Below are 25,286 nucleotides of genomic sequence, written 5' to 3'. Positions count from 1 at the left end.
GGCAAATCACCGTTCCCGGGGTGGAACAAACGGGCCGGGGGGCGGCACGCTCAAGCGAACCTCGTTGGACCCTTGCACGAGGATGAGGAGCACGCGCGCGCCACCTGGGACTGGAAGCGGCGGAGCGGGAGCATGGAGCCGCAGGTGGGGCAGAAGTTGGCACCGCACTTCGTGCAGACGTGCCACTTCGCTTCCCTCGAGGAGACCCCTCCACGCGCCTTCTTGCAGCGACAGCAACGCGTGTCCGCGAGTCCGGAGTCCTCGCCAACCTGGAGCGACGCCATCTTCTCCCTGGCGCTCACCATCCGCTGTACGTACTGACCAAGAGGCTGCCTCGACGTCCCGACGTACGACTTGGGGATTCGTTGGACGGCGTCGGTCAACATATCGATGATCTGGCTCAGCTCCCTTTCGAGGTAACCGGTGACCTCGAGCACCTTCGACTCGACGTCGTAGTGCTCCTCGAGAGCGACTTTGTCCTGGACGATCCGTTTCCAGTAATCGCGGATGGCGCTCTTCACCTTCTCGGGCAAATCCTTCTGGTACTTCCCATCCGAGAGTTCCCTGATGAGATGCGTGAAGATGGGCGAGAGGGTGTAGTCGACGAGGATGACGATCTCGACCCTCGACGCGGCGAGCTTGACGTCGAGCGGGCGCGGCCGGAAGACGCCGCCCGGCCACAGCTTGGAGTACTCCCTCCAGCGTCCGAAGCCGACGGCGTCGGACAACAGGTACATCTTCTTCATGAGGGGAATGTAATCCCCCCGCAGGCTCCACTCGCTATCACTCGAGAATGAGTCCGGTGCGAGGTTGGATAGACTTTTGGAGAGCCCTTGTCCGTGGCTGCCCGGGCCCACGAGAATCTCTCCCGACTGGTACCTGTCCAGGGAGCCCGTGTTGTATTTCAGATTCGAGCGCAGGAAGACGACATCGACTACCTCGGGCTCCTTCTTTCGAAGGTCCAGCAAGAGGTCGCGGAGCTTCTCGAGGATGGGATACAGCCGGCCATTGGGCATATCCCCGGCGAACTTCGTGTAGTCGATGACGAGGCATACCTTTTCGTAATTGATGGTGAGGCCCTGGCCATCGGTCACGCAGCAGTGAAGCTTCTGGTTGTACAACTCCTGGACGTACTGCGACGCCATCTGGGCGATCACCTCCGCGACGTCGTGCCTGGCCCGACGCTCGTCCAGCAGCTCCGAGTGGAGCCCGTCCGAGAGGTTCAGCCAGACCTGCGCGGCTTCGCACTTGGGGTTCCTGCTCCTGGCTTTGATTCCGACTTCCGTCGGGTGGAGGATGGAGGTGGTGTTCTGGTAGAACTCGAAGTAGGGGGTGAAGGTGGAGAGCTTCTTGGGGTCCACCTTGAGCGTGAATGGCCCGAAGCCGAGAGCCCACAAGGCGTCATACACGGTATTGGCCGCGGCCGTGCCCGACGGGAAGTAGAGCCTTTGAAATCTCGTCCCGTTGACCGACAGGGTCTCCACGAGGTTGTCCTCGGAGAGACCGACCGTCGGCGTCCAATCGCTGAAGACTCCCTGGAGGGTTCTGGCGATCGTGTCCATCGACAGGCAGCTCGCGCCCAGGAAGGCGAACTCCCACAGGGTTGATTCGAACACCCACAGATACTCGAACAGGGTGGTCTTCGAGGCAGCTCCAATCCCTTCCTTCTCCACCAGGTTGGCCTGGATCTGCGCGAGCTTCTTCCTCCGCCCGTCGATCTTCTCTTGTATCTTCTTGAAGAACTCCTCCAAGGGGGACGGCTGCGACTCCGTGTGGCCGTACGAAGCCCTCTGGATCAACGCGCTCGCGACATCCGCCATCTGGTTGATCCAGGCGATGGCGAGCCGGGGGCCCGCATTCCCTCCGAACTTGCCGAGCAGGGCCCTGAGGTGTCGCTCTCCGACGCTGCCGTACTGCCTGTAGAGCTCCTTGGCCTCCGGATTCAATCCGCGAACCAGGGACAGCACATGCGTCAGGTATTGCGGATCCAGCGAGTATGCGCCCAAAGACAGACGCGTGCCGGCGGACTCGTGCACGCCTGGAGACTCGTCCCACGTGCAATAGCCAGGTTCGGAGAACCCGAACGAGCCCATGAACGCGTACTTGATGGTGGGCGCACTCAGCCCCCGGTTGGGAACCCGGGGATTCCTCATGATCATGGGACTGCCTTCGCTCCCTCTCAAGGAGAGCGGAAACGTCGCCGTGAAACGGGTCGGAAGAATGTACCCCCCTTGGGGTTCGAGCGTGAGGGTCTCCGGCTGGGTGCTCGACGTCGACGACACGTTCGGGACATTCGCCAGCAAGAAGCTGACATACAGAGGGACCTCGTCCTCGAACGGGCGTGAGTAATGGTCGTCCGAACCCTTCCGCAACACGGATGTGGCTTTTCTCGCTCGCCCCCCCATGGCCGTCCTGAAGTTGAAGCAAGCCAGATTCACGAGGAACTGGTGATACCCCCCATTCAGGGCGCTGGAGATCTGCTCCAGCATCTTGCGGGCATTCTTCAATGCCTTGTAATCCCCAACCATTGCCGACGTCCTCGCGGACATCGTCGTTCGATCCGCGAACTTCGTCAGATCCGTGGACAGCTCTTCCAGGGAGGGGCGCAATGCCGGGTCCGCTGGCGACTTCACGACGGATTCGTACACGGCCCAGAGGATTTGAAGCTGCTCCGCGTCACCCGTTTTCTTTTTCTCATCAATCGATTTCTTGGGGTGCCACTGGGTCATCCTCGACTCCCTTGCCGACGCGAAGGCTTGCGCATGATGGAGTGCACATGCATTCGTACCACCATTTCCTCGGGCCCTCTCCAGTTACGCCCGCTCCACCACCGGCAGGCTGAAGGAGAAGGTCGTCCTGCGGCCGGGCTCGCTCTCGACCCAGAGCTGGCCGCCGTGCGCTTCGACGAGCCCCTTGCAGATATAGAGGCCCAGGCCGATGCCCGCCGCCTGCTTGCGGCCCTCCGCCGTGCGATGGAAGCGCTGGAACAGGTGAGGCAGATCCTCCGGTGCGATCCCAGGCCCCTCGTTGGACACCGAGACCCGCAGCTCATCGTCCTGGCGGGTGACCTCGACGTCGATGGGAGTATGGAGCGTGCCGTACTTCACGGCATTCGAGAGCAGGTTGGTGAGCACCTGGTCGATGCGCAGCGGGTCCACCAGCGTCCGGACTTCTTCCGCGGCGGTGATGCGGAAGGGGCGTCCCTCGGACTGCCCCTCCATCCGCCTGACGCTCTCGTGTACCAGCACCGAGAAGAACACAGGCTGGCGCTCCAGACGGAGCTGCCGCGCCTCGATGCGCGAGGCATCCAGGAGGTCCTCGATCATCCTGCGGAGCCTGCCCACGCTGGTGTCGATCCACTGGAGGGGCTCCTGCTGTTCCTCGGCTGGGCCGCCCGGGGTGTCATGGCGCAGCGCATCGAGCGCGAGGGCGATGACGCTGACCGGCTGGCGCAGATCATGGGCAACCAGCGAGGTCCACTCCTCCCGCTGGCGCTCGAGATCCTTGAGCAGGGAGATGTCGCGGAAGATGGCGACCGCTCCACCTGGCGTCCCCTGGGTCCCCTGGATGGGGGTCGCGCTCGCCAGCACCGGGACACTTCGCCCATCCCACGTCCGAAGTGACAGCTCGATGCCGGCTTCCGGCTCGCCGTGGGTCAGAGCCCGTACGACGGGGCCCGCGCCCGAGGGCAGGGGTTGTCCGGAGGGGCTCCGCATGTCGAAGAGGAGCGGGTGTCCCGGGGGCTCGAGCCCGTCGGACGTCCTGGCGCGGAGCGACTTGGCGGCCGCATTGGCCAGGAGGACGTGTCCCTGCTCGTTCAGGATGAGGATCCCATCGGGCATCTGCTCGATGATGCTCATGAGCCACGCCCGGTGGAGCGCCTCGGTGCGGTAGGCGTGCTCGAGCGCGAGACCGGCCTGGTTGAGCCGGCGGGAGGCGGACCAGATGAACGGCAGCCCGATGAAGGTCAGCATGCCGGTGACGAGGGCGAAGGCCGTCGTGAGAGTGTAGAGGCCGGCCCGGGTCCCCATCAGGGACAGGTGGCCCACCACGCAGGGGCCGAGGAGCAGGACCGGGAGCAGGCGGCGCACCATGGAGCTGCCCGCGTGCGCTCCCGAGAGGGTGCTCATGAGTCCCTGCTCGGGCCTGGCCCCGAGGATGCCGAGACACAGCGCGAAGAAGACCGAGCTCGTGTGCAGGCCCATGCCGATCTTCGTGGGCAGACCCGGCAGCGTATGGAGTTGGGAAGCGCCGGTGCCGTAGCCGATCAGCGCCGTCCAGGAGAGCGCGGCCACGACGAGCGTGAGGTATTGCGCTGGCCTGTGCCCACGCCGGGTCTCCACGTCGATGAGCAGCAGGGCCAGGCCGAGCAGGAGGAAGGCGAGCGCCGTCTGGGGCGAGGGCTGCAGCGGCGCGTCCTGGGCGGGAGTCAGCCAGGCGCAGAGCCGGCTGAGCCAGTTCTGGAGGAAGAGGTACTCGGCCAGGGTGATCGCGCCGATGAGACTGGCCAGGGCGGCGCAGAGCCGGCCCACCGCGCGCTGGCGTGGAACCGGGGGGAGGGGACTCAGCAGCCAGAGCGCCAGGCCGGTGAGGATGAGCCCCGCCGCGGTGAGGGCCACCATGGCGGGGAGACCGGGCACCAGGACCGTCAGCGCCTCGACGCCGAAGCACCAGCCGCCCACCAGCACGACGGTGCCGACGAGGACGCTGAGGCTGGCCGTGACAGGGGCCAGTCGCAGGAGGAATGTCGAGATGCGCGGGTCCGCCGTCACTGTCATGGAGCGAACAGTGTACTGGAGGGTGATTGAGATTTCTCTTGCAACTCGAACGAAATGGACGACGCCGGCTTCTCTCGAGGAGAAGTCCGGTAGCACGGCCCCTGCACCCCCCTCCTATATTTCAGACATGACATCCCAGAGACCGCCGCCGCAGAACTGGTGGGCCGAGCGCACCACCGTCATCCGCCGGTACGACGAGATGGAGTCCCGCCTCACGGCGTCCGTCAGCGAGCGGATGCTCGACCTGGCCTGCCTTCGGCCGGGAATGAGGGTGCTCGATGTGGCTTCGGGGATGGGCGAGCCTTCCCTCCGCGCCGCGCAACGGGTGGGCTCCTCCGGCTCCGTGCTGGGAACGGACGTGGCTGGCGGCATGCTGGAGGCCGCACGGGAGAAGGCACGAGCCCAGGCCCTCTCGAACATCGAGTTTCGTACCGGGGATGCGGAGACGCTCGAGGTGCCGGAGCAGTCCTTCGATGCGGCGACCGTACGTTGGGGATTGATGTACATGGCCCGGCCCGAGCTGGCGCTCGAACGGCTGTGGCGGGCGCTCCGTCCCTCCGGACGCCTGGTGTGCGCATGCTGGGCGGGGCCCGGGCAGGTCGAGTACTGGTCGCTGCCGCGCAGGACCCTGGCGCCATTCCATCGGTTTCCCCCCGTCGAGCCCGATGCCCCGGGCGTGTTCCGCTTCTCCGATCCCGAATACCTGCGCCCGCTGCTGACGCGCAGCGGGTTCGAGATGGAGCACGTCGAGTCCATGCATGTCCCCGTGATGGAAGCAGAGGATGGGGCGGGGGTCGTGCGCTGGATTCGAGAGCTCGGGGGCCCCGTGGCCAAGGTCGTGGAGGGACTGCCGCCGGAGGCACAGCGCACGTGGGAGGCGGATGTCGCCCGCGAATGCGAGCAATATCGGACCGGAGGGAAGGTCTTGCTCGGTGGGGTGACGTGGCTCGTCGTCGCGAGGAGGTGAGCCGATGACTCGGCTGCATGGGAGGTCGTGCTGCAGGGTTCACCCCCGAACTCCGCGCGCAAGAGGAGCGCCTGCGCGCCGAGATCGAAAAGCGAGCGGGCAAGTAGGCTGGGAATAGGAGGAGAACACATGCGCAAGCTCATCGTTTCAGAGTTCCTTTCCCTCGATGGTGTGATGCAGGCTCCCGGTGGCGCCGACGAAGACACCGAAGGTGGCTTCAAGCACGGTGGCTGGACCCTGCCTTACTGGCATGACGACATCGGCAACGCCTTCGGCGCGTTCATGCGGGAGACCGATGCGTTCCTCCTCGGACGAAAGACGTACGAGATTCATGCGAACGCGTTCGAGCCGATGAAGCCTGGCGACCCCTTCGGGGACATGATGAACGCCCCGGCGAAGTACGTCGTATCGAAGAGCCTCGACAAGCCCATCTGGCGAAACACGACGATCATTCGCGACAACGTCGTCGAGGCGGTTCGGAAGCTCAAGGCAGCGCCCGGCAAGAACATCCTCACGGATGGGAGCCACGAGCTCGTGCACACGCTGCTCGAGCACGACCTGGTCGATGAGCTTCATCTGCTGCTCTATCCGCTCATCCTGGGCGGCGGAAAGCGACTGCTTCCCGAAGGAGTTCACACGACCTTCAAGCTGAAGGCGGCGACGCCCTATCCCAGTGGTGTCGTGGGCCTCCACTACGAACGCGAGCGGAAATCGGCACTCTGAATGAAGAATCCGAGGGCCAGGAAGAACCCGGCAACCCCACGAGATTGCCAGGCTTCTCGGGATGGAGGCGGCGGGGATCGAATCCGGCGTTCCCCGCCGCGCGTCACGGAGGCGGCGCCAGCGAGGTCACCATGGGCACCCGGCGCTCGCCCGGGGCATTCGGGGTGGACGGGCTGTTGTTCGTCACGCGCCGCATCTTGGAGCGGATGAGCGGCAGGTCACGGCGCAGATTATCCACGAACGATTTCGGGGCGGTGGGCTCCACCTGGCCCTTGTAGGTGGTCTCGCTGCCCCAGTCCTGCTCGGTGGCGGGCCAGACGTAGCTTCTTGAGATACTCCTCGACGGCAGCAGCGCTCGTGCCGACTTCCCTGACGGCCTCACGCAGCTCCGACTCGGTGCAGCCGAACTTCCTGCACCAGTACCCTGAAACCGACCTCCGACGTCTGGCACTCCGTCTTCGGAGCACGGCCGTTTTCGCGCACGTCCAGGATCCCACAGTAGATGGGGCTCGGACTGTGGGGCGTTGCGCGCCCGCCCCCTGCAGGGTTGGCCGTCCCGCATCCTATCCTTCGGGACTGATGCTCCTGGGGGAGGCCAGCGCCATGTTTTATAAGCACCCGAGTCCTGCGGTGGGGGAGGGCGGCGGAACGCAGCTCGAGGCCCGGAGGCGGGGCCCGCCACCCTGGCGCCGGCCGGGGCCCTCTGGCTCATCGTCCTCTTCCTCCACGCGGCCTGCGCGACGCAGGGGCCCGCGGCGGGCAGGAGGGCAGGGGGAGGGCGTGCGGGGGAGGAGGCTGCTGAGAGCGAGGCGCGCTCGGCGCCGAGGGAGCTGCAGCCGGTGCTTGTTGTGTACGCCGCCGAGGTGGAGGCGCGCGACAGCACGCGGGTGGTGGCTGTCTCGCGGGAGGAGTACCAACGCGCGGTTGCGCAGCTGCTCCAGCACCACCAGGTGCGCGGCACTCCCCAGGAGGCCGCCCAAGGGCTGCTCCAGGCCATGCCCGAGGAGGAGCTGCTCGCCGAGGTGTACCGGGACAGGGTTCTCACGCTGGTGCCCCTCACCGACAAGGGCTCGCTGGTGCCCGAGGCCGAGGCGGCGCTCAAAGAGAAGTACCTCCGGTGGTGTCAGCCACGTGGCGGCGGTGACTGCCTGGGCCTCTTCACGGATGGGCCCTACCTGCGCACGGACGACAGGCGCACCCTGGCGCTCGCATTGGCCTTCGGAGGCGTGCTGGACGAGACGCGAGCGGCCCTTGGACGCGAGCTCAGTCCGCAGGCGCTGCTCTCCTGCCTAGTGTGGGCCGCGGGTCTGTACCTGGCGCTCTGGCTGCTACCAGAGCCCAGCACGAAGGCGGTGGCGGCCGCGCTCTCCGTGGTGCTTCTGGCCTGGCTGGGCGTGGACGCCATGTGGGGCCTCATGGACGGGTGGGCCAGCATGGCGCACGCGGCGCACGAGGCCACCACCTTCGAGGAGCTGCGCGACGCTGGCGAGGTCTTCGGCAAGCGCATAGGCACGGACGCGGCCCGGGCCCTCATCCTCGCGGTGGCCACTCTCACCGGACGGACCCTGGGCGAGATGGCGACGCACCTTCGCTCGTTGCCGAGGTTCAACCAGGTGCAGGCGCAGTGGGCGGCCCAGGGCATGGAGGGCTCCGTGGCGGTGGCGATGGAGGAGGCCGCCGCGGTGGAGGTGGTGGTGGAGCAGAGCCGCGCCCTCGTCGTCCTCATGTCCCCGCAGGCGCCGGTGGCCATCAACGTGCTGGCGAGGAGCGGCAGCTCGGGAGCTGCTGGGGGGCACTCGGGCACCGTGGCCATCCAGCACCGCGGTGGCAACAAGCAGGTCATTCTCAGCACTGGCGAGCGGTGGCACCTCCCGCGCGGCAAGAGCTACAGGGACATTCCGGCGGAGGACCGCCTGGGCGACGAACTGCAAGCGGCGGTGAGGGAGGAGGCGGCGAAGTGGTCTCGGGCGGCGCTGTCGAATGAGGAGGCGGCGGCGATTGACAAGATGCTGCGTGCTGGAAAAGAGCACCGGGCAAATCTGCTCGAGCGTCAGGCTCGTGGGCGATGGGTCGAAAGACAGGTGGCCAACCGTTTCCCGCACCTGTCGTGGAACCAGCGAGGCGTGGACGTGACCGGTCCGGGTGGCCAGAGCTACCACTACGAGATCCTGTCTGGTACGGAGTCCAACTTCGCGCTGCACGGGCGACGAATGGCGAGCACCTTCTTTCGCATGATCTTCTTCTGAGGGCCGCGTGACTCCCAACATCCACTACGAGAATCGAGAGATTGAGGGCGAGCGACTGGAGCTTACGGACAAGAAGGCCATTTACTGGCTCGGGCCGAACGTCACGCTCCGGGGCTGTACGCTGGTCACCAACATTTCGGCGCGGTGGCTGCATCTGGTGTCGGGGAAGCTGATCGACTGCACCATTCACGCGAAGAGCGAGCTGAAGACGCTGCCCTGGGCGGCAATGAAGTTGAAGGGGTGCCGGTTCAAGGGCCGGTTCGGCGGAAACGACTTCGGGTTCCGCGAGGACGTGGACGAGAGATGGCGGCTCGGCGGAATCGAGGACTGTGACTTCTCGGAGGCACGGCTCAATGGTTGTCGGTTCTTCAACTGCGACATGAGCACGATTCGACTGCCGCGCTGGCCGTGCTTCACCTTCATGGACGCACGCCGTCACGGCGCGGACCTGGGGCAGCAAGAGTGGCCCGGCTTCTTCGGCTCGGTCATCAAGGTGGTGTGTGATGCGCCCGAGGGCACAGTCGCGTCGACCTGGCACGCGCCCACTGTGGCCGAGAAGATGGACACGACGATCGAGGAACTGCGCGCAGCCTTGGAGAGGGCACCCGGGATCTTCATGTAGAGCGCGGGACTAGCCAGCTCGAGCATGAAAAAGAGCCCCGGCCCGAGGAGAGACCTCGGAGCCGGGGCTGTCGTCGCAGTGCGTTCAGGTGGTGGAACCCCGTAGAGCGGGGAGTGATGCGACTGCTGGCTGAGGGATGCACTCTCTGGCACAGCCCAAGGCGAGCGGTCGCCTGCGCAGGGGAGGGGTATGCCTGGAGCGCGACGGGCGGGCCTCCTCAGGGCCCTCCTGCACCGTCCAATGCGTGTCGCGCGGCCCTCCTGGACGACCACCTACCCCGGCCCTCGCCCGCAACAGGGCTCCCATGCCGCCTATGCTCCATCCAAGTGCACAGAAGGGGGGACGCCTGCTCGCCGTTGCCTACATGGCGCTGATCACGATCTGTCCGCGCGCGCGCCTGCTCACCATGTGCGCCACGGCCTGGCCGGCGTGCGCGAGCGGATAGGTCCTGTCGATCACGACCTTCACGGCGCCCGATTGAATCAGCGCGCCGATGTCCTCGAGGTTCTTGCGTGACGGGACGAATTGAATCGTGCGCCACTGCCTGGACTTGAAGAGCGCCCCGAACGCCATGCTGGGCAGCGTTCCCAGCCACTTGTGGGTGCCGATGCTGTTGGGCAGCAACATCCCATTCGCGGTGAGGACGCGCGCCGAGACCGACGGAGGGTGGTTCATCACGTTGTCCATCACCACGTCGTAGCGCGCGTCCTGCTCCGGGTAGCTCGTCCGCGTGTAGTCGATGACGTGGGAGGCACCGAGCGAACGCACCAGCTCGACGTTCCTCGTGCTGCACACGCCCGTGACCCTGGCACCCAAGGCCCTGGCGATCTGCACGGCGAACGTCCCCAGGCCACCGGAGGCACCGTTGACGAGCACCTGCTGACCTGCGCGGACGCGAGCGACATCGCGCATGGCCACCAGCGCCGTCACGCCCGACATCACCGCCCCGGCGGCTTCCTCGAAGCTGAGCTGCGCCGGCTTGTGCGCCAGTTGTGTCGCCGGGACCACGGTGTATTCGCAGAAGGTCCCGGGAGCGCCGCGCTTGTAACCTCCCGTCCACACCGAGCCGAACACGGCGTCGCCGGGTGCGAAGCCGGTAACGTGGGCGCCCACCGCTTCCACGACGCCGGCGACGTCCGAGCCGCGGACCGGCGACATGGGCGCACGCAGGCCGGACACCAGGCGCAGCGCGTAGGGAACTCCGAGGGTGGCGATGCAGTCCGGCGTGTTCACCGACGTCGCGTGCACACGGACGAGGACTTCGCCGTCGCCCGGCGTGGGGATGTCGCTCTCGCCCTGCACCAGGACCCGTTCAGGCTCTCCGTAACCGCTTTGCAAGATGGTTCGCATGAGGACCACCCTACGCGTGCGGAAACTGGCGCCCCACGCATGATTTCGGGATGTCGGCGTGCAAAAATGTGCGCATGGACTGGGACGACCTTCGCTACGTGCTGGCGATCCACCGCGAGAAGACGTTGTCCGGCGCCGCCGCCACCCTCGGGGTCTCCCGGACCACCGTCGGGCGGCGCCTGAAGGAGACCGAGGATCGGCTGGGCGTCCGGCTCTTCGACCGCACCGAAGAAGGCTTCGCGGCCACGGCCGCCGGCGACGAGCTGGCCGAGACCGCGGCGCGGCTGGAGGCGGAGATCCACGTGACCGAGGGGCGGCTTCTGGGCCGTGACGCCGAGCTCCGCGGCCGGCTGCGGGTCTCGACGGTGGACTTCCTGTTCGCGGGTTTTCCCGAGGTGTTTTCCAGCTTCATCCAGCGCTATCCGGGGGTGGAGGTGACCCTCGGCGTGACCAATGAGCAGGTGTCGCTCATTCGCCGCGAGGCCGATGTGGCGCTGCGTCTGGGCAACAATCCGGCGGAGGGCCTGGTGGGCCGCCGCGTCGGTCGAATGCAGTTCGAGGCCTACGCCGCGCGTTCACTCGTCGATCGGATGGGCCCTGGTGCCACCCTCGCGGATTTTCCGTGGCTGCATTCGGACGAGCGCTCCGATGGGCGTTGGCTCGATGACTGGCTGGCCCGGAACGCGCCGGGAGCCAAGGTGTCGCTGCGTTCCGACGACTTCGCGGTCCGCCGGCGCGCGCTCTCCGCCGGCATGGGCGTCACCTTCCTGGCGTGCTTCGACGGCGATGCCGATCCAGGGCTGGTGCGCGTGGGAGCGCGCCTCTCCGAAGAGGCGCGCGATCTCTGGGTGCTGACGTTGCCAGAGCTTCGCAACAACAGGCGTATTCGTGCCTTCATGGACCACGTCTACGACGCCTTCAAACCCCATCAGCGCACACTTGAGGGGAACGCATAGGCCGCGGACCATCGGACAAGCCGTGCCTGGCGGCTCTTCCCGTCGAAGTGCTGGATGTTCAGCCTGGTCACATCCACGTCATCCAGGCAGCGGGTGTTGATCGCCACCACCGGGCCATTCGGACGGGTGCCGCGCGCGAAGGAGCGGATGCCGCAGGTCTTGCAGAACAGGTGATGGATGACCTGCTTGTTGAACTGGTAGTCGGGACGCGCTGGGGCCTGAAAACACCGAGGCCGGAAACCCCTGATCGCTCAGCGGCTTCCGGCCTTGGCTTTTGTGTCCCCGACGGGATTCGAACCCGTGTTACCGGCTTGAAAGGCCAGCGTCCTGGGCCTCTAGACGACGGGGACCTCTGTGAGTCGCGGGGGGCTCGAACCCCCGACCCTCGGCTTAAAAGGCCGGTGCTCTACCAGCTGAGCTAGCGACTCGCACTATTCTTTTTTGGCCGATCGCCGGATTCCGCAACCCCCCCGGCATCTGCGCGCTCTCTACCAGCACTTCTTTCGGACTTCTACTGGCGATTCGCTCCCTCCGTTCCTGACGGCCAACGGTCAACGGCCGACCCCCCCGCGCCTCCTCCCTGTCCCCGCCCTCCGGAGGCGCTATACAGGGCCCATGCGTCGAGACGTCCGGAATTCCAAGGAAGCCCCCGAGGAGAACGACGAGCTGGAACTGGAGGGTGGGGATGAAGAGGAGGAGGAGAAGTCCTCCTCCGGCCCTCGCCGCTACCTCACCCGGTCAGGGGCCGAGCGCATGCACAAGGAGCTGCTGCGCCTGCTCAACGAGGAGCGCCCCAAGGTCACCGCCGAGGTGTCCGCCGCCGCCGCCCAGGGCGACCGCTCGGAGAACGCCGAGTACATCTACGGCAAGAAGCGCCTCCGGGAGATCGACCGGCGCATCCGCTTCCTCCAGAAGCGCCTGGACACCGCCACCATCGTCGAGCCCTCCGAGCAGACCGACACCGAGCGCGTCTACTTCGGCGCCACCGTCACCCTCGAGGACGAGGACGGCCAGAAGGTCACCTATCAGATCGTCGGCTCGGACGAGATCGATACCGCGGGCGGCCGCATCAGCGTGGAGTCGCCCATCGCGCGCGCCCTGATGCGCAAGAAGGTGGGCGACACCGTCGAGGTGATCCGCCCTCGCGGGGAGATCGAGTACACCCTCGTCCGCATCCGCTACGCGTAGCCACGAGCGCTTCGTCCACCCCCCGCTCCCTTGCCCGGCCCCGGAGTGTCCGTTGGGAGACGCCGGGATGGGGCGGGAGGACCGCTTCGGGGGCGCGTCCCCTGATCCTCGGATCAGGGGTCCCGTGGGACTCCCCGCATGACCCCGCGCGTTACACTCCAGGTACACATCCACATGGCCCTGGTGGGCTGTCCACGTGGGAAGCCGGGCCTATATTCAGGCTGGCAGTCAGACGCAGAAGCGGTCCGTCAGTCGGAGTCCCGTCGCACGGTCGGTTCCAGCGGTCGCACCCACTTCGAGGTCGCGCTCCACACGATGCGAAAGAACTTCATTCTCGACACCAACGTCCTCCTCCACGACCCGCGCTCCATCTACGGCTTCAAGGAACACAACGTCATCATCCCCATCTACGTCATCGAGGAGATCGATCAGTTCAAGCGCGATCTCTCCGAGCTGGGACGCAACGCGCGTCTGGTGGCGCGCTACCTGGACTCGTTCCGGGAGGAGGGGTCTCTCAAGGACGGGGTGCGCCTGCCCCACGGCGGCGTGCTGCGCGTGTGCTTCACCGACAGGGATCTGCCGCTCTCCATGGCGGACAGCAACCTGATGGACAACCGCATCCTCGCGGTGGCCATCGACCTGATGGAGCGCGAGCCCCAGTCCCCGGCCGTCTTCATCACCAAGGACACCAACCTGCGCATCCGCGCGGACGCCCTGGGCCTCATCGCCGAGGACTACGACGCCGAACGCGTGGAGATCACCGAGCTCTACACCGGCTTCACCGAGCGCCTGGTTCCCCGCGAGGTGGTGGACCAGATGTACAAGTCCGGCGCCGAGGTGGAGCTCTCCGGTCAGGACAAGCTCTCCCCGCACCAGTTCATCCTCCTCAAGGACGAGACCAACCCGTCCCACACCGCCATGGGCCGCTTCAACGCCGCCCGCGGCCGCGTGGTGCCGCTGCTGCGCGGCATGAAGAGCGAGGGCGTCTGGGGCATCCGCCCGCGCAACATGGAGCAGAGCTTCGCCCTCGACCTCCTGATGAACGACGACATCAAGCTCGTCACCATCGTGGGCAAGGCCGGTACGGGCAAGACGCTGCTGGCCATCGCCGCCGGGCTCCACAAGGTGACCGAGGAGGGCACCTACCAGAAGCTGCTCGTCAGCCGGCCCGTCTTCCCGCTCGGCCGGGACATCGGGTACCTGCCGGGCACCCTGGAAGAGAAGATGAACCCCTGGATGCAGCCCATCTTCGACAACGTGGAGTTCCTCATGAACCTCAGCCGCGCCGACAAGAAGGCCGGCCGCGGCTACCACGAGCTGATCGACCTGGGGCTCATGGAGATCGAGGCCCTTACCTACATCCGCGGGCGCAGCATCCCCAACCAGTACATCATCATCGACGAGGCCCAGAACCTCACCCCCCACGAGGTCAAGACCATCATCACCCGCGTGGGCGACAACACGAAAATCATTCTCACCGGGGACCCGTTCCAGATAGACAACCCGTACGTGGACGCGACCAACAACGGCCTCGTCCACGTGGTCAACCGCTTCAAGAACGAGAAGATCGCGGGCCACATCACCATGGCCAAGGGTGAGCGCAGCGCCCTGGCCGAGCTCGCGGCCAACCTCCTCTAGCCCCCTGCGCCGCACGAGGATGCAGTCATGAAGGGAGACGGAAACGCCGACGGAGCCACCCAGGGCGGCGGTGACGGCCAGGAGAACAAGCCGCTCATCGAGTACCCCACTGTCTACACCTTCAAGGTCATGGGCCGGCAGGCCCCGGACTTCGCTGACTACGTGCGCGGTCTCTTCCGGGCGCTCATGGGGACGGAGATCTCCCCGGACTCCATCCGTGAGCAGCCCAGCAGCAAGGGCACCTACGTCTCCTTGAGCGTCTCCGTCTACCTGCTCTCCGAGGAGCACCGCCGCTCCATCTACGCCCGCCTCCGGCAGGAGCAGCGGGTCGTCTACTACCTCTGAGGGCGGCCGGCACCACGTCCCCCCAGCGCCCTGTCGAGGGGAATTGGCGATTCGGGTCCGGCAGTGTAGAAGGGGCTTCTCATGAGCACGGCCGAGCCCTTCCCGCTCTACTTCCCTGGTGATGCTCGGCGTCCCTTCTGCTCCGAGGCCGCCACGCGCCGCTTCGCGAAGGTGGCGCAGTTGGAGGAGGGGGGGCGCGTGCTCGAGCTGGGCTGCGGCCCTTCCGGCCTGGCCAGTGTGCTGCTCGCCCAGGAGTTCGGCTGCTCGGTCGTCGCCGCGGACACGGACGAGGCCCTCGTCTCCCGCATGAAGGAGCGGGTGCACTCGCTCGCCCTGGACGGCCGCGTCGAGGTCCGGCGCATCGACCTCCGCAAGCCCGCCTTCCGGGAGGGCGAGTTCGATGCCGTCCTCTGCCAGGGCCGCGTGCTGATGTCCCTGCCCGAGGCCCTCAACACCTTCCGGCCCCTGCTTGCCCATAAGGGGCGGGTGGGAATTACCTACCCCGTGCGTGTGGGACGGGTGACGCCTCGTGCGGTGATCGAGTTCTGGGAGCGCCGCCTGGGTGCACCCCTGCTGCTGCCCCGGGAGCTGCTCCACGCTCTGGCTCAGTCCGGCTTCGAGCCCGAGTCCGCTGAGTCTCTTCAGGACGCGGAGATGGACACGCTCTACAAGGAGCTGGAGCCTCATCTCGCCAGTGCTCCCGCTGAGCAGGCTCGCTGGTTGCGCGAGGAGATGGCCCTGCACCGCGAGAGCGGCAACAAGGCCACCGCCAGTTATGCGTTCCTCGTGGGTCGCCGCAAGGAGCCCGGGGAGCGTCCTCCTGCCTCGCGCGATCGCGGGTAGTGGGAACGGGTAGGGCGCTTCAGACCCTCACCCCAGCCCTCTCCCAGAGGGAGAGGGGGCATTGCACGGATGTTAACCGGGGGGACAGGTACCCTCACCCCGACCCTCTCCCGGCGGGAGAGGGAGGGGGCTTCATTCAGTGCACCGCTCCGTGGAAGTCCAGCAGCTCCACCGGATCCGGCGCCACGCTCAGCTTCACTTCCTCTCGGTAGCCCGCCGCGTCCCCTCCCACCTGGAACGGCATCGGCTTCGCGAAGCGGATGTGCACCTCGCTCGCGTAGAAGTCCTGCAGGCCTTCCGGGAACCAGCGGCCCGCCCACAGCTTCGGCAGGTTCGCCAGGATGTTCGCCGCCTGCAACTGGCCCAGCCGCAGCTGCATCATCCCCCGCCGCTCCCCCGCGAAGGGGAACATCCGGAAGCCATACCCGTAGAAGGGCATCGTCGCCGCCGCCGCCATCATCAGCTCGCCCTTGAAGATCCGCTCTCCCGGTGCGATCGGCGCTCCCACCGGAGTGCCATCCGGCCCCACCCGGTACGCCTCTCCCGCCTGGCCGTTGATGACCTCGCAATCCACGAACGTCGAGTTCGTCAGGTAGTGCGGCACCGTCTTGAACGCCACCGCCGAGAAGTAGCCTCCCGGCCCCGACAGCATCTTCTTGAAGAAGCCGCGGCCCAGGTTGCTCTTCACCCAGATGTAGTCGTTGAGCAGCTTCCCATCCACGCCCAGCCCCGCGAACGGCGTGCGCTGGCCGTCCACCATCAGCAGGTCCATCCGCCGGTGGCCCGGCACCTGGCCCGCTCGCGCCCTCACCACGTCCTGCAGGATGCCGTCCTGGCCTCCTCCCGCATTCACGTACGTGGCCAGGCCGTTGCCCGTGCCCAGCTTCAGCACTCCGAAGCGCGGCGCTCGCTTGCCCGCGAAGCGGCCTCGCGCATCCAACTGGCGGAACATCTCGTTGGCGAAGCCCAGGAACGTGCCGTCTCCGCCTCCCGTGAACACCATCGGGTAGTTGCGCTCCAACACCGTCTGCACGATGCGCCGGCAGTCCAGCTCCGAGCGCGACAGGAACAGGTCCTGCTCCGGCACCACATGTGAGAGCGACTTCACCACCCGTGCGTCGACCTTGCGGGCATTGGCGTTGAGCAGCACCGCGACCTTGTGCTCGGGCGCACCGGTGACGGACGGAATCTGGCGCGGATCCACGGACCGAAGTGGCTGTACCAGCATGAGGCTGCCTCCAAGGGGGGTAGGGGCATGTCGTTGCCACACGACAACGCGGCCTTCGCCCAGTGCACATTCTCAGCCAATGGCTGACGCGAGGCGTTAGCTCCACCTACACCTGTGTTTTCAGGGGGTTGGCGCGTTCGTTAGTGAGCGCCCGGCCGTCTGGTTGCAAACGGACGGTGGCGGAAGTGGAGAGCGCGTTACGCACCCGTGGCGGCCGGGTGGCTCGCCCGTGACGCGCCTCGCCACGGTTTGACACCCCCAGGTGGGTGGTTACGTTGGGCACATGTCGGAGCCATTCGAGGGCTCCGGGATGTTTTCCGTAGTAATTTCCGGAGGTTACACACCGTGGGTAAGATCATCGGCATCGACCTGGGCACCACCAACAGCGTGGTGGCGATCATGGAGGGTCGCGAGCCCAAGGTTCTCACCAACGAGGAGGGGAGCCGCACCACGCCCTCGGTCGTCGCGTTCGCCAAGGATGGGGAGCGGCTGGTGGGGCAGGTAGCCAAGCGTCAGGCCATCACCAACCCCGAGCGGACCATCTACTCCATCAAGCGCTTCATGGGCCGGCGCTACGAGGAGACCACCGAGGAGGCCAAGCTCGTCCCCTACAAGGTGGTGCGCGGCCCCCATGGTGACGCGCGCGTGGAGCTCGACGGCAAGCAGTACAGCGCGCCGGAGATCTCCGCGCAGGTGCTCCTCAAGCTCAAGCGCGCCGCGGAGAACTACCTGGGTGAGAAGGTCACCGAGGCGGTCATCACCGTCCCCGCGTACTTCAACGACGCCCAGCGCCAGGCCACCAAGGACGCGGGCGAGATCGCCGGCCTCACCGTGCGGCGCATCGTGAACGAGCCCACCGCGGCGGCGCTCGCCTACGGCCTGGACAAGAAGAAGGACGAGAAGATCGCCGTCTACGACTTCGGCGGCGGCACGTTCGACATCTCCATCCTGGAGGTGGGCGAGAACGTGGTCGAGGTGCTCGCCACCAACGGTGACACCCACCTGGGCGGCGACAACATCGACCACACGCTCATGGACTGGCTCATCGCCGAGTTCAAGAAGGACAACGGCATCGACGTCTCCAAGGACAAGATGGTCCTCCAGCGCCTGAAGGAGGCGGCGGAGAAGGCCAAGATCGAGCTGTCCAGCACGATGGAGACGGAGATCAACCTGCCGTTCCTCACGGCGGATGCCTCCGGTCCCAAGCACCTCAACGTGCGGCTGACGCGGGCCAAGTTCGAGGCGATGATCGACACCCTCGTCGAGCGCTCGCTGGAGCCGTGCCGCAAGTGCCTGAAGGACTCGGGCGTGGACCTCAAGGACCTCAACGAGGTCGTGCTCGTGGGCGGCTCCACGCGCATCCCGAAGGTGCAGGAGGCGGTGAAGCGGCTGTTCGGCAAGGAGCCCAACCGCTCGGTGAACCCGGACGAGGTGGTGGCGGTGGGCGCGGCGGTGCAGGCCGGCGTGCTCGCGGGCGAGGTGAAGGACATCCTGCTGCTGGACGTCACCCCGCTGTCGCTGGGCGTGGAGACGCTGGGCGGCGTGATGACCAAGCTCATCGAGCGCAACACCACCATCCCCACCCGCAAGTCGGAGACGTTCTCCACGGCGGCGGATGGCCAGACGCAGGTGGAGATCCACATCCTGCAGGGCGAGCGCGAGATGGCCGGTGACAACCGGAGCCTGGGCCGCTTCCACCTGACGGGCCTGCCGCCGGCGCCGCGCGGCGTGCCGCAGATCGAGGTGACGCTGGACATCGACGCCAACGGCATCCTCAACGTCAGCGCCAAGGACAAGGCGACGGGCAAGGAGCAGAAGGTCACCATCACCCACTCGTCCGGTCTGGCGAAGGACGAGGTGGAGAAGATGGTCAACGCGGCCAAGGAGAACGAGGCCGCCGACAAGGCCCGCCGCGAGCTGGTGGAGGTGAAGAACCAGGCCGAGGCGCAGGTGTACGCCGCGGAGAAGATGGTGAAGGAGAACCGCGAGAAGCTGCCCGCGGACGCGGTGTCGACGCTCGAGGCGGCCATCAAGGGCGTCAACGACGTGCGCGAGGGCCAGGACAAGGACGCCATCAAGGCGGCTTTGGATCAGCTGCAGCAGGCCAGCTACAAGGTGGCCGAGGAGATGTACAAGGCCACGGGCGGCGCTCCTGGCGCTGGCGCTCCTGGTGCTCCTCCCCCGGGGGCCGAGCAGGGCGCGGCGCCGGGCAGCTCGGCCAAGCCGAAGGACGACGTGGTGGACGCCGAGTTCCGCCAGTCGTAATCCGGTGCCCCCCGCCCCACACACCCTCTCCCTCTGGGAGAGGGCCGGGGTGAGGGTAGTTGCCATCCAGGGTTGAACCCCGAGAAGGGCCGGAGTTCCCGAGAGGGAATCTCCGGCCCTTCCGTTTTGCGGGCGGAACAAACGGCCCCTTGTATGAGAAACTCCATTCGCAGCGAGGGCCGGACACGGCGGGAGGAGACCCATGAAGGCGCTGACGACGACGCCCCCGGGGCATGACGTCATCCTGTACGACGGGCATTGCCGTCTGTGTCGGGGAGCGGCGAAGCAGTTCGAGCGGCTGCTGGGGAGCAGCGGTACGGAGCTGCGCTCGTTCCGGGACGAGGGGGTGCTGGCCGCCTTCCCGGGTGTCGAGCCCGAGCGGTGCGAGAAGGCCATGCAACTGGTCCAGGGGGACGGGAGGGTCTTCGAGGGCGCCGAGGCCGTGGTGCAGGCGCTGGGGCGCAGGCCACTCGGCAAGCTGCTCTTCGTCTACTACGTGCCGGGGCTGAGGCAGGTGGCGGACTGGTTCTACGGCCTCGTCGCCCGCTACCGCTTCCGCATCGCGGGGCGGACGTGCTCGGACGGCGCGTGCGCCGTGCACTTCAAGTGAGGGTCGTCCGGCCGGTCCAATCCTGAGCACGGGGGGCGCCGCGCCCTTCAAATGGGGCGGCGGGGGGGACTACGATGTCGCCTCCTGTCTCAGCCAGAGCGATCGTGATCCACTCTCCCTCTCAGGTCCACCCCCAGGCCGCGCAGGCCTTCCGCCACTTCTTCCAGGAGCTGCGCGAGGCCTACCTCGAGCGTGAGACGCTCTTCACCCAGATCGAGCTCGCGCTGCTGTGCCGGGAGCACGTGCTCGTGGTGGGACCGCCGGGGACGGCCAAGAGCGCCATCGCCTCGTCGGTGCTGGGGCGCATCCTCGACGAGAAGACGGGGCAGCCGTCGCTCTTCGCCAAGCAGATCGCCGAGTCCACCGTGCAGACGGACCTCATCGGCCCGGTGGACTTCAAGGTGCTCACCGAGACGGGCCGCACCGAGTTCATCACCGAGGACGGCATGCTGGGCGCCACCCACGCCTTCCTCGACGAGGTCTTCGACGGGCGCGACATGCTCCTGCGCTCCATCCTCAACGTCCTGCACGAGCGCGAGCTCAAGCACGGGCGCCGGGTGACGACGGGGCGCATCGAGTGCGCCATCATGACCAGCAACCGCTACCTCTCCGAGGTGCTGGCGCGCTCGCCGGAGCTGCTGCTGGCCTTCGCGGATCGGCTCAGCTTCATCTCCTTCGTGCCCAAGTCCTTCGCCCGGCGCCCCAGCCGAGCGGCCATGCTGCACCGCTTCGCCTCCAACATGCGGCCGGACCTGCGCGCCGGCCTCACCCTGCAGCAGCTCGACGTGCTCCAGGAGGCCGTGGAGCGGGTGACGGTGTCCAGTCACCTGCTCGAGGCCATCGAGCTGCTCGCCGACGAGCTGGAGCGCGCGCTCACGGCCCAGGTGTCCAAGCTGCCCGACTATGTCCCCACCAAGTACTTCTCCCAGCGCTCGGTGGTGAAGGCGCTCTGGGCCCTCAAGGCCGCGGTGGTGAGGGATCAGCTCTACCGCCGTCCGGACCGGCCGCTCGAGGCCACCGTGGAGGACCTGGACGCGCTGCGCTGGTTCTTCCTGCTCGGCGGGCCGCAGGCCGAGGAGGTCGAGTCGCTCCTCAAGGTGGCCGTGGACCCGCGCGAGCGCGCGCAGCTGGAGATCGTCCGCATCGAGCAGAAGGCCTTCGACGCCGCGCTGACCAAGGTTCGCGCGGAGCTGGGCACGGGCGTGGAGCGCGAGGCGGTCTCTCTCGGCGCGGCCGAGGACCTCAAGCCCGTGGAGGCGCTCGCGCGCAACTTCCAGCCCGGCATCGTCTCCACCACGGCGCAGCGCCTGCGCATCAAGCTCGTTCCGGGACCCCGGCACCCGGAGAACCGCACGGCCCTGCTGGGCGCCGCGCGCGGGCTGCTCGCGGTGGTGGAGCAGCGGGTGGCGCGCGGACCCGTCGAGGGGACGGAGCCCCGCGCGGGCGTGGCCGTCTTCGCCGCGCTCTCGGAGACGTTGGAGCTGTGCCGCCAGGTGCCGGAGCTGCGTCCCCGGCTGCCCGCCGTGTGTGACTCGGTGGCCCGCTTCGTCATGCAGGCGCTGGAGCTGATGGCGCTGAACGCGGAGAGCCTCGCCTTCGACGAGTCGGTGGTGCTGGAGGCGCTCGTCGGGCTGGCGGACAACCTCGCCGAGGAGCTGGGCCGGGTGGGAGAGCTCCTGGCGCTGATCGCCGAGGGGAGCGCGGGCGCGGTGGTGCGGCTGCGGGCCGCGGAGTCCGAGGCCCGCCGGCGCGCCGTGGCCGCCCTCCGTCAGCGCTCGGAGAGTGCCTTCCCGGGCACTCGCGGCCGGAGGGATCCGCTCGATGCGCTCGCGGCGGATTCGCGCCGGCTCGGCCAGCTCGAGCAGGCCCTGTGCAAGCTGGACCCGGCGCAGCGCGGCCTCAAGCAGGAGCTGCTGCAGCCGCTCGGGTTCGCCTACGCGCGGGACGTGCTGTCCACCACCCCCTTCGAGCGGATCGATCAGCTCTCGCGCACGGTGCAGGTGGTGGCGGAGAACCTGCGGCGCGAGGGTCTGACCCCGGAGCCCGTGTTCGCCGAGTGCCGGGAGCTGCTCGAGGTGCGCCTGCGCGAGTACGTGCGAGCCATCGGGCGCGAGGTGGCCAGTCCTCCGCCCGCCCCCCATGCCGCCGTCAGCGGCGAGGCCTACACCTTCTACCGGAGCGAGTTCTCCTCGCATCTCCGGGATGGCGAGCTCGCCGCGCTGTCCGGCCTGGACGGACAGCTCGCCTTCGCACGGCCGCCCTCCGCCGCCTCCTTCCTCTCCGACGGCATCCGCGAGGCGCTGGCCCGGGTGGAGCTGTCCTTCGTGCAGACGCGCATCAAGTACCTGCGCAGCTGGCTCACCCAGCTCCTCACCGGACTGCCCGGGGCACAGGCCATCCAGAACCGCGCCACCGCGGATCAGGTCTTCGATCGCCTGGTGAAGAGCCGCTTCCCGCTGCTCACCCTCAAGGAGGGCGAGCTGGTGCGCATCAAGGGCCTGCTCGCGCAGTTGAGCGCCATTCCCGGCGAGCTGGGTGAGAGCGCCCGCAAGCTGGAGGGCGTGCTGCGCGGCATCGACGAGGACTTCAGCCGCTTCAGCAAGCAGCTGCTGGAGCTGCGGGCCTCGCTGTGAGGAGGAGCTGACGCGTGCTCGCATCGCGGCTCGCACGGCTGCGGCTCCGGTTGGACGCGCTCCAGGGGAGCTCGTCCAACGCCGAGGGCCTGCGCGGGTGGTGGCTCGGACTCACCGCCCCAGGAGAGGTGGACCTGTCCCTGCCCATCGTGACCACGCTCGATCGGGCGCTGGAGCGGGTGGGGGTGCACACCCTCGCGGACGCGCGCCTGTTGCTCGAGCTTGGCGTGAAGAAGGGCAGGGTGGGGGACCTGGCCGCGGGCCTGCGCTCCCGGGCGGACGAGTCGCTGGAAGAGTTCGAGCGGACGCTCGACGCGGTGGAGAAGATGCACCACGCGGGGCGGACGCCTCCCGGGGCACGCACCGCGCTGGAGCGGGGCTTCATCCGGCTCGCGCGGGTGCTGCGGGTGGCGGACCTCTTCCTGAACCCCTCGCGCCCTTCCCAGCAGGAGGACGAGCTCGAGATCTTCGCCCGGCCCGGCTCCCCCTGGAACGAGCGGGGGGCGCCTCCGAGCAAGGCCCGCATGGCCGTGGCCGAGTTCCTCGCGCAGCGGGCGCGGGCCAACGTGGACGACCTGGTCCAGAAGCGGCGCGACCTGGACATCGCCCATGAGATCCTCCTGCGCATCGGCATGGAGCACGACCGGGACCGGGGCGTGGCCCTGCGCAACGAGGTGGCCCAGGCCCGCGAGCGCGTCCGGGAGCAGCCGGCGACGCGCTCGCTCGAGGCGCTGGTGCAGGAGGTGAAGCGCACCGCGCGCAGGGAGCCGGGGATGGCCTGGCGCTCGCTCCGGGGGCTCTACGAGCGCGCGGTGGAGGCGAACGATGCCCGGCTGGCGGCGGCGGCCCGCGCGGCACTCGAGCCGCTGATGCCCTCCCGCGAGCCGATGCGGGCCCTGCTGGAGTCCGCCGAGCGCGACGATCTGACCCGCTGGTTTGGAGAGGAACCCCCCGCTATCGATGGCGGGAAGGCGGCCCGGGAGGCCCCGAAGCCCTCCACCGCGGATGATCTGCTCGCGGACCTCGCCTTCTCGCTGAAGCCCGAGCAGCTCGCCGCGTTCGAGCTGGCGGCTGGCTGTGGCCGCTACTTCGACGTGGAGGACTCGCTCACCGAGGAAGTCGTCGAGGTGAACACCCAGAAGGTGCGCCCCGTGCCGAAGCGGGTGCCGTACCCCACGCAGAACATGACGTTCGAGCGCACGGGCAGCCTGCACGACGTGCACAACTTCGTCATCTCCGACCCGCGGATGCTCCTGCACGATCTGGCCTCGCACCGCCAGACGGTGCGTGCCTACCTGGAGGACGAGCCACCTCCGCGGGTCAAGAAGATGCGGCGCACCGCCGTGCGCGTGTACGTCTGTGATGCCTCGGGCTCCATGCACGGCTCGCGCGCCCGCTTCCGCGACGCCCTCATCATCGCCGAGCTCAACAACCTCCGCGTCAAGGCGCGCCAGGGGCTGCCCTTCGACCCGCTCTACTTCTCCTTCTTCAACGACATTCCCACCGAGCTGGCCCGCGTGGACACGGCCCGCGAGGCCACCCGGCAGATCGAGAAGCTCTTCCGCGACTCGCCCGCCGAGGGACAGACGGACATCACCCTCGCGCTCATGTCCGCCTTCGACTCCATCCGCGCCGCGCGGGGAAGGGACCCGTACCTCGCTCGCGCCACCGTGGTCCTCATCACCGACGGCGAGGACCGTGTCGACCTGGAGCTCATCCGCCGCACCCGCGCTCCCATGGACGCGCTGGACATCGCGCTCAGCTTCATCTCGCTCGGCGAGGAGAACCCGGACCTCAAGTCACTGGTCCAGGAGCAGCGCGGTCTCGGAGGCCGTGCCTTCTACCACCACCTCTCCGACCAGGAGATCCAGTGGGCGCGCACCGAGTTCGACAGCCCCTGGCGCACCCTCCTGCCGCGCGACGTGCCCGTCACCCCGGAGACTGTCGAGGCGCTCATGCCCCACCTGGACGCACTCGAGGCGCTCGCGGCGGGGCGGACCGTGTCCGCCGGGCCCGTGGCCTCCGAGGCCTCCTTCGATGCCCTCTTCCCGGAGCCCTCGCGGGTCTCCGCCCAGAAGGTGGCGGGCGAGCTCCCCGGCCCGGATGTCATCGCCCGCGTGGCCGACGTCCTCGACGCCATCGTGGAGGCCGCCGCGCTCGCCCCCGTCGAGCGCCGCGCCACCGAGGGCCTCACCCTGTTGCAGCACCTGCTCGGGGTGTACCAGCTCAACCCCACGCGCTACCTCGCCGCGCTCGCCACGGGAGGTTCACAGGTGCACGAGCGCCTCGAGCGCGTGCGCCTCCTCTGCCGCCCGTTCGAGTAGTCTGGCGCCGCCCATGCTCTTCGACTGGTTGCGCAAGAAGAAGAAGCCGACGAAGCCCGAGAAGCCCACGGATCCGCTCGCGGCCTTTGATCAGCTCATCGAGGACCTGGAGCGCCAGGCGGCCGAGGTCCGCAAGTCCGCCGCCACGCTCCTGGCGCTCAAGGGCGACCTGGCCCGCTCCGAGGAGCGGTACGCCCGCCGATTGGAGGAGCTCTCCAAGCGGCGCGCCACCGCGGACGAGAAGGGGGACGCCAAGGTCGCCACCACGCTCGAGCGCGACCGTGCCCAGACCCAGTCGCTGCTGAGGACCACGCAGGACTCGCTCCAGCGCGCCGAACAGGACAGCAAGCTGCTCCTGGAGGCCGCCGCGGACATCGGCAGCCGGGTGGCCGAGCTTCGGGCCGAGCGCGAGAGCGCCTCCGCCCGGCTCGCCGTGGGAGGGCTCGTCACCGGAGCGCTGCAAGAGCAGGTGGAGCGCTTCGACAAGGTGCTCGCGCTGGACGCCGCGCGCGATGAGATCGAACGGGCCCATGCGCTCGCGGAGATCTACCGCGAGGAGCGCGGGTAGGC

20 protein-coding genes and 2 tRNA genes are annotated in these 25,286 nt (G+C 67.8%); 14 read left to right on the top strand and 8 right to left on the bottom strand.

What is annotated here, in order from left to right:
- Positions 1–50 precede the first annotated feature (50 nt).
- Positions 51–2,729: a hypothetical protein gene (locus JRI60_RS31470; protein ID WP_204219635.1), complete on the bottom strand. Its 2,679-nt coding sequence runs from the start codon at positions 2,727–2,729 to the stop codon at positions 51–53.
- Between the two features lie 84 nt (positions 2,730–2,813).
- The gene (locus JRI60_RS31465; protein ID WP_204219634.1) at positions 2,814–4,778 is read right to left on the bottom strand and encodes a PAS domain-containing sensor histidine kinase; all 1,965 of its coding nucleotides are present in this window, start codon (positions 4,776–4,778) and stop codon (positions 2,814–2,816) included.
- Positions 4,779–4,905: 127 nt separating this feature from the next.
- Here JRI60_RS31465 and JRI60_RS31460 point away from each other — a divergent pair, with 127 nt between their 5' ends.
- Positions 4,906–5,745: a class I SAM-dependent methyltransferase gene (locus JRI60_RS31460; RefSeq protein ID WP_204219633.1), complete on the top strand. Its 840-nt coding sequence runs from the start codon at positions 4,906–4,908 to the stop codon at positions 5,743–5,745.
- 129 nt (positions 5,746–5,874) lie between these two features.
- Positions 5,875–6,468 (top strand): dihydrofolate reductase family protein, encoded by a 594-nt coding sequence (locus JRI60_RS31455; protein ID WP_204219632.1) that lies wholly within the window; start codon positions 5,875–5,877, stop codon positions 6,466–6,468.
- Between the two features lie 103 nt (positions 6,469–6,571).
- Here JRI60_RS31455 and JRI60_RS54665 read toward each other — a convergent pair whose 3' ends face one another.
- Together JRI60_RS54665 and JRI60_RS31450 are read right to left on the bottom strand one after the other, a co-directional pair.
- A complete protein-coding gene (locus JRI60_RS54665) occupies positions 6,572–6,706 on the bottom strand; it encodes a hypothetical protein (RefSeq protein WP_275439032.1) in 135 nt (44 codons plus the stop codon).
- The gene (locus tag JRI60_RS31450; RefSeq protein ID WP_239469817.1) at positions 6,699–6,935 is read right to left on the bottom strand and encodes a DUF3606 domain-containing protein; all 237 of its coding nucleotides are present in this window, start codon (positions 6,933–6,935) and stop codon (positions 6,699–6,701) included. Before JRI60_RS31450 ends, JRI60_RS54665 begins: the two co-directional genes overlap by 8 nt.
- A gap of 216 nt (positions 6,936–7,151) precedes the next feature.
- Between JRI60_RS31450 and sitA5 the strand changes: the two genes are divergently transcribed.
- Both sitA5 and JRI60_RS31440 read left to right on the top strand, forming a co-directional pair.
- The gene (gene sitA5, locus JRI60_RS31445) at positions 7,152–8,714 is read left to right on the top strand and encodes a SitA5 family polymorphic toxin (protein ID WP_430384415.1); all 1,563 of its coding nucleotides are present in this window, start codon (positions 7,152–7,154) and stop codon (positions 8,712–8,714) included.
- A gap of 7 nt (positions 8,715–8,721) precedes the next feature.
- Positions 8,722–9,336: a hypothetical protein gene (locus tag JRI60_RS31440; RefSeq protein ID WP_204219629.1), complete on the top strand. Its 615-nt coding sequence runs from the start codon at positions 8,722–8,724 to the stop codon at positions 9,334–9,336.
- 360 nt (positions 9,337–9,696) lie between these two features.
- Here JRI60_RS31440 and JRI60_RS31435 read toward each other — a convergent pair whose 3' ends face one another.
- Complete coding sequence (locus JRI60_RS31435) at positions 9,697–10,686, bottom strand: NAD(P)-dependent alcohol dehydrogenase (protein WP_239469816.1); 990 nt, start codon at positions 10,684–10,686, stop codon at positions 9,697–9,699.
- 74 nt (positions 10,687–10,760) lie between these two features.
- Here JRI60_RS31435 and JRI60_RS31430 point away from each other — a divergent pair, with 74 nt between their 5' ends.
- On the top strand, positions 10,761–11,642 hold the full coding sequence (locus tag JRI60_RS31430; RefSeq protein WP_204219628.1) for a LysR family transcriptional regulator: 882 nt from the start codon (positions 10,761–10,763) through the stop codon (positions 11,640–11,642).
- A 277-nt stretch (positions 11,643–11,919) separates the two neighbouring features.
- Here the strand turns inward: JRI60_RS31430 and JRI60_RS31425 are convergent.
- Positions 11,920–11,992: transfer RNA gene (locus JRI60_RS31425), tRNA-Glu, on the bottom strand.
- 5 nt (positions 11,993–11,997) lie between these two features.
- A tRNA-Lys gene (locus JRI60_RS31420) sits at positions 11,998–12,070 on the bottom strand.
- A 187-nt stretch (positions 12,071–12,257) separates the two neighbouring features.
- Between JRI60_RS31420 and greB the strand changes: the two genes are divergently transcribed.
- The 4 genes from greB to JRI60_RS31400 all read left to right on the top strand — a co-directional run bounded on the left by greB (position 12,258) and on the right by JRI60_RS31400 (position 15,656).
- Entirely contained in the window at positions 12,258–12,830 is a 573-nt protein-coding gene (gene greB, locus JRI60_RS31415) for a transcription elongation factor GreB (RefSeq protein WP_204219627.1), read from the top strand.
- A 315-nt stretch (positions 12,831–13,145) separates the two neighbouring features.
- Positions 13,146–14,468, top strand: coding sequence for a PhoH family protein (locus tag JRI60_RS31410; RefSeq protein ID WP_204219626.1), 1,323 nt, complete (start codon positions 13,146–13,148; stop codon positions 14,466–14,468).
- Between the two features lie 27 nt (positions 14,469–14,495).
- The gene (locus JRI60_RS31405; RefSeq protein ID WP_204219625.1) at positions 14,496–14,813 is read left to right on the top strand and encodes an HP0495 family protein; all 318 of its coding nucleotides are present in this window, start codon (positions 14,496–14,498) and stop codon (positions 14,811–14,813) included.
- Between the two features lie 81 nt (positions 14,814–14,894).
- The gene (locus JRI60_RS31400; RefSeq protein WP_204219624.1) at positions 14,895–15,656 is read left to right on the top strand and encodes an SAM-dependent methyltransferase; all 762 of its coding nucleotides are present in this window, start codon (positions 14,895–14,897) and stop codon (positions 15,654–15,656) included.
- A 136-nt stretch (positions 15,657–15,792) separates the two neighbouring features.
- Here the strand turns inward: JRI60_RS31400 and JRI60_RS31395 are convergent, their stop codons facing one another.
- On the bottom strand, positions 15,793–16,884 hold the full coding sequence (locus JRI60_RS31395) for a diacylglycerol/lipid kinase family protein (protein ID WP_204219623.1): 1,092 nt from the start codon (positions 16,882–16,884) through the stop codon (positions 15,793–15,795).
- A gap of 345 nt (positions 16,885–17,229) precedes the next feature.
- Between JRI60_RS31395 and dnaK the strand changes: the two genes are divergently transcribed.
- From dnaK to JRI60_RS31370, 5 genes are all read left to right on the top strand, one after another.
- On the top strand, positions 17,230–19,149 hold the full coding sequence (gene dnaK / locus JRI60_RS31390) for a molecular chaperone DnaK (protein WP_204219622.1): 1,920 nt from the start codon (positions 17,230–17,232) through the stop codon (positions 19,147–19,149).
- Positions 19,150–19,351: 202 nt separating this feature from the next.
- Positions 19,352–19,759 carry a thiol-disulfide oxidoreductase DCC family protein gene (locus tag JRI60_RS31385; RefSeq protein ID WP_204219621.1) on the top strand — a complete coding sequence of 136 codons (408 nt, stop codon included), beginning with the start codon at positions 19,352–19,354 and terminating at the stop codon, positions 19,757–19,759.
- Positions 19,760–19,866: 107 nt separating this feature from the next.
- Positions 19,867–22,392: an AAA family ATPase gene (locus tag JRI60_RS31380; RefSeq protein WP_430384414.1), complete on the top strand. Its 2,526-nt coding sequence runs from the start codon at positions 19,867–19,869 to the stop codon at positions 22,390–22,392.
- A gap of 14 nt (positions 22,393–22,406) precedes the next feature.
- Positions 22,407–24,716, top strand: a complete 2,310-nt coding sequence (locus tag JRI60_RS31375) for a vWA domain-containing protein (RefSeq protein WP_204219619.1) — start codon at positions 22,407–22,409, stop codon at positions 24,714–24,716.
- 13 nt (positions 24,717–24,729) lie between these two features.
- The gene (locus JRI60_RS31370) at positions 24,730–25,284 is read left to right on the top strand and encodes a PspA/IM30 family protein (protein WP_204219618.1); all 555 of its coding nucleotides are present in this window, start codon (positions 24,730–24,732) and stop codon (positions 25,282–25,284) included.
- The last annotated feature ends 2 nt before the right edge of the window (positions 25,285–25,286 follow it).

This window comes from Archangium violaceum, from assembly GCF_016887565.1.
In the GTDB taxonomy this organism is placed as follows: Bacteria; Myxococcota; Myxococcia; order Myxococcales; family Myxococcaceae; genus Archangium; species Archangium violaceum_B.
This window is presented reverse-complemented; position numbering and strand designations above follow the sequence as displayed.